Here is a 4,632-nt window from a genome sequence, read left to right on the forward strand (position 1 = left end):
ACCCGCCCAGCGCAGCAGCCACCACGCGCGGGCCGCGGCCCAGCACTGGCCGCCGTCGTAGACCACGACGGGCCGGTCCGCCCGGACGCCGGCACGCCGCATCGCCCCTGCGAAAACGGCGAGTTCGGGCATGGGATGGCGGCCGTGCCCGGTGGCCGGGCCCGACAATTCCGTGTCCAGGTCGACATAGACCGCGCCAGGAAGGTGACTCGTCTCGTAGGCGGGTCTGCCGGGCGGACCGCCGAGCTGCCAGCGGATGTCGAGGAGGACGGGGGCGTTGCCCTGGGCGAGGTCAGCCGCGAGGGCCGATGCGGACGTGATGGCTGTCATTCCGCCATTTTCGCGCAGTCGCCCGGCGACAGACCGGACTGAAAAGGAAGTAACCGGCGCGGACGGCGGCCACAGCACCGCAAGTGGTGCGAACATGCGCACGGGCACGAATCCTACGGATGTCACGCCAAATACCATGACGCGACCGCATCGATGACGGTCATGAAGGAGAGAGACCATGATGACGGAGCCACTGACGCGGAACCCGCACCAGGGCCACACCCCCGGACAGCACGCCCCCGGAACACCCTGCTGGGCAAGCCTGTTGGTCCACGACCTGGCCGAAGGCCAGGAGTTCTACCACCAGTTGTTCGGCTGGGAGTTCTCCTCGGGGCCGCGGCAGCTGGGCCGGTACGTACGCGCCACGCTGGACGGCCGCGAGGTCGCCGGACTGGGCGAGATCACGCCGGGCCGTCGGCTGCGCGTCGCGTGGTTGCCCTACATGGCGAGCGACGACGTGGACGCGACCGCCGACCTGATCAGGGAACGCGGCGGCACCGTCGCGGTGGGACCGCTCGATGCGGAGGACGCCGGCCGGATGGCGATCGCGGCGGACCCGGCCGGTGCGAACTTCGGGGTGTGGCACGCCGCCCGGCACCGCGGCCTGCGCCCCGCCGAGGCAGGGGCGCCGGGCACGCCCGTCTGGCACGAACTGGTGACCCGCGAGGCCACCTCGGCCGGACACTTCTACCCCGGCGTCTTCGGATACGAGCCGGGGCCGACGCCCCAGAGCCCAGCCGGCCTCGACCGACTGACGCTCCACCTGGACGGCACCCCGGTGGCCGGGATTCAAGGGGCCGGAGAGGCACTCCCGCACGAGAGCGGTCCGTACTGGAAGACGTACTTCGCCGTCGGGGACACCGACGCCGCGGTCCGGCGGGTGCACGAGCTGGGCGGCCGGGTGCTGAGCGAGCCGGAGGACTCGCCGCACGGGCGGGTGGCGACGTTCGCCGACCCGGAAGGCGCCCAGTTCAGCGTGATCGCACCGGCACCGGCACCGGCCTGACCCGGCCGGCGGGCGGGCCCGTGGTCCCGCGATGCCCGGTTCAGCGTGACCCGAAGGGGGCGGTTTCGGTCACGTGCGGGGTCGCAGGGGCGTCGATCGGCAGTACGTCCGGGGAGAGCGCGCCCGCTCCGGCCGCGGTCGCCGTGAGCCGGCGGCGGTGGTGACGGCGGCACAGCACCTCGTAGCCGACCTCGCCGGTCGGGTCCCCGACGTCGCCGACGACAACCTGCGCGCCCTCGACGACCATCTTCCCGCCCACCGTACGGGCGTTGTGGGTAGCCCGGGCTCCGCACCAGCACAGCGCCTCGACCTGCAGCACCTCGATGCGGTCGGCCAGTTCCATCAGCCGCTGCGAACCGGGGAAGAGCCTGGTGCGGAAGTCGGTCGCGATACCGAAGGCGAACACGTCCATGCCGAGGTCGTCGACGACGCGGGCGAGCTGGTCGATCTGCTCGGGGGCGAGGAACTGCGCCTCGTCCACGATCACGTAGTCGCTTCGGCCGCCCGCGGTGAGGTGCTTGACGAGGTGGGCGTGGAAGTTGAACTCCTCGCCCGCCTCGACCGCTTCGGTCACCAGACCGAGCCGGGAGGACAGCCGCCCCTCCCCCGCCCGGTCGTTGCGGGTGAAGATCATGCCCCGCAGGCCGCGGGTCGAGCGGTTGTGCTCGATCTGGAGAGCGAGCGTGCTCTTCCCGCAGTCCATCGTTCCGTAGAAGAACGCCAGCTCTGGCATGCGAACGTGGGCCTCTCTGCGTGCGGTGGGGCGGGGTGGACGGGGGGGGGTGGCTACGTACGGACTTCGAGGAGCGGGACGAGCTGTTCGGCCGCTGTCGCGGAGCCGTGCATGCCGATCAGCGCGGACTCCTTGGGCTCGCGGTCGGTGGCCACGACGGCGGCGTCCCCGCTCATGGCCACGACCACGTCGCCGATCCGGGCCCGCACCCGGGAATCGATCCGTGGCCCGAACCAGCCCAGTTCGATGGCCTCTTCACGGGTGGCCACCCAGGCCGCGTCGGCCAGCACCTCCCGCCAGACGGTGTACACGTCGCGCGAGGCGCCGGGCACCGCGTACAAGTGCCGCATCCGGCCCTCGCCGCCGAGCTGGGCGAGGCCGGCGCTCAGCTCCCAGTCCTCGTCGACGTCGAACCGCGCCTGCGGAGTCATCGGGACGTCCACCATGCCGTGGTCGGCGGTGATGTAGAGCGCGGAGCGGGGCGGCAGCTGCTCGGCGAGGCGCTGGGCGAGCCGGTCGACGTACATCAACTGGCCGCGCCAGGCGTCGGAGTCGAGGCCGTAGCGGTGTCCGTGGCCGTCGAGTTCGGCGTAGTAGGTGTAGACGAGGGCGCGGTCGGCGGCGGCGAGCCGGTCGGCGGCCAAGTCCATCCGGTCCTCGGCGCTGAGTATGCCGTGGAAGGTCCCGCCCGACAGTGCGACCTGGGTGAGCGGGGTGTGCTCGAAGTGCGGCGCGGAGACCTGGCTGGCGGCGATCCCGGCGGCGTCGGCGAGCTGGAAGACGGTCGGGTACGGCTGCCAGACGTACGGGTCCGTCCACGGCCGCCAGCGCAGCTGGTTCATCAGCCGGCCGGTGTCCGGGTCGAGGGCGGTGTAGCCGGGCAGTCCGTGCAGCCCCGGGGGCAGGCCGGTGCCGACGGAGGCGAGCGAGGTCGCAGTGGTGGAGGGGAAACCGGCGGTGAGGGGGGCCCCGGTGCCGTTCAGGGAGCCGGGCAGCAGCGAGGTGAGGAACGGGGCCTCCTCCGGGTGTGCCCGCAGGGCTTCCCAGCCCATGCCGTCGACCAGGAACACGCAGGCGCGGTCGGCCGGTTCGAGGGACAGTGCGGTCTGCGGCCCGGCCACTCCCTGTGCCGCGACGATCGCCGGGAGCAGGTCCGACAGCGACGCGTGGCCGTACTTCGGTACGGGCGCGGTGCGGGGGTCGAGCGGCGCGGGCTCCCGCTGGTCCGCGGTGACGGGCTGTGCCATCAGGCCGGGGTCACCGTCGCCTCCGAGAGCGCCTGCGCGAAGGCGAGGGTCTGCCGGACGGTGTCCGGACCGTCGGCTGCCTCACTGACCCGGAGCGAGAGGTCGTCGGCGGTGGCGGAGCCCGTATAGCCGTGATCCGCCTCGCAGTTGGGGTCGCCGCAGGTGGCGGGCTCCATGTCGAGGCGCGAGACCGCGCCCCAGCCGATGGTGAGCACGACCTCGCGGGGCAGCGTGCCCGCGGTGTAGGACTCCGGGTCGGCCACGACGCGGGAGAGCACCACGGAGGAGATGCGCTGCACCTTCACCGACTCGGTGGACGTCGTCGCGTACGGGGAGGAGGAGGTGCCGTCCGCGGGCTGCTCGTCGGTGTGGCTGACGATGAAGCGGGTGCCGGTGAGGACGAGGACGGTGACATGGCGGCGGACCTCGTTGGAGTCGAAGGTCGTCTCCTGGTGCACGAGGTAGGAATCCACGGCTTCGCCGCCCACCGCGGCCTCGACGGCCTCGGCCACGAGCGTCGGGTAGTAGCCACTGCGCTCGATCGCCGCGCGCAGCCCTTGGGTCGTCGTACCGGTCTTCGCCATACGGGCCATCCTACGGGCCCGCGGACGGTCAGTAGGCGGGCAGGCTGCGGCGGCCGAGGTCGGCCTCCGGCGGGGCCTCGGCGACCCGGACGGTGGCGCCGAGCACGGTATGGCCGCGCGGAGCGACGACTACGGGTTCGAGGTCGACGGCGACGATCTCGGGGTGGTCGTCGACCAGGCGGGAGACCCGCAGCAGCAGGTCCTCCAAGGCTCCGGTGTCGGCGGACCGCGCACCGCGCCAGCCGAACAGGATGGGCGCGCTGCGGATGGCGCGCACCAGCTCGGCGGCGTCCCGGTCGGTGGCCGGGACGAGCCGGTGCGCGACGTCCCCGAGCAGCTCGGAGGGGGTGCCGGCGAGTCCGAAGGTGAGCACGGCCCCGATGGAGGGGTCGACGGCGGCCCTGATGACGGTGTCGACGCCCCGCGGCGCCATCGCCTGGACGACGGGGCGCAACTCCGCGGGCTTGCCGAGGGAGTCCGTGAGCTCGGTGTAGGCGCGGCGCAGCTCCTTCTCGCCGGCGATGTCGAGGCGCACGCCGCCCAGGTCCGCGCGGTGCCGCAGCTGCGGTGCGGTGGTCTTCAGGGCGACGGGATAGCCGAGGCGGCCGGCGGCGGAGGCGGCCTCGTCCGGACCGGGGGCGGGGCTGGTGGCCTGCACCGTGATGCCGTAGCAGGCGAGCAGGGCGGCCGCGTCCCCGGGGACGAGGACGCGGCCGCGCGGCCGTTCCAGGG

At 73.1% G+C, this 4,632-nt stretch carries 6 protein-coding genes; 1 reads left to right on the forward strand and 5 read right to left on the reverse strand.

Features of this window, described 5'->3' with window-relative positions; translation table 11 throughout:
• Positions 1-330 (reverse strand): sulfurtransferase (locus ACRDP3_RS10905; protein ID WP_431516679.1); only part of this gene is annotated, 330 nt, incomplete at its 3' end.
• A gap of 181 nt (positions 331-511) precedes the next feature.
• Here ACRDP3_RS10905 and ACRDP3_RS10910 point away from each other — a divergent pair.
• Positions 512-1,336, forward strand: coding sequence for a VOC family protein (locus ACRDP3_RS10910; protein ID WP_431516684.1), 825 nt, complete (start codon positions 512-514; stop codon positions 1,334-1,336).
• 40 nt (positions 1,337-1,376) lie between these two features.
• Here ACRDP3_RS10910 and ACRDP3_RS10915 read toward each other — a convergent pair whose 3' ends face one another.
• The 4 genes from ACRDP3_RS10915 to ACRDP3_RS10930 all read right to left on the reverse strand — a co-directional run.
• Positions 1,377-2,069, reverse strand: coding sequence for a thymidine kinase (locus ACRDP3_RS10915; RefSeq protein WP_431516680.1), 693 nt, complete (start codon positions 2,067-2,069; stop codon positions 1,377-1,379).
• A 53-nt stretch (positions 2,070-2,122) separates the two neighbouring features.
• Positions 2,123-3,316, reverse strand: coding sequence for an alkaline phosphatase family protein (locus ACRDP3_RS10920; RefSeq protein ID WP_431516681.1), 1,194 nt, complete (start codon positions 3,314-3,316; stop codon positions 2,123-2,125).
• Positions 3,316-3,900, reverse strand: a complete 585-nt coding sequence (locus tag ACRDP3_RS10925; protein WP_431516682.1) for a DUF5998 family protein — start codon at positions 3,898-3,900, stop codon at positions 3,316-3,318. The genes ACRDP3_RS10920 and ACRDP3_RS10925 overlap by 1 nt, the downstream gene beginning before the upstream one ends.
• A gap of 28 nt (positions 3,901-3,928) precedes the next feature.
• A partial coding sequence (locus ACRDP3_RS10930; RefSeq protein WP_431516683.1) for an acetate--CoA ligase family protein occupies positions 3,929-4,632 on the reverse strand: 704 nt, incomplete at its 5' end.

The sequence above is a fragment of the Streptomyces sp. genome (assembly GCF_050698815.1).
In the GTDB taxonomy this organism is placed as follows: Bacteria; Actinomycetota; Actinomycetes; order Streptomycetales; family Streptomycetaceae; genus Streptomyces.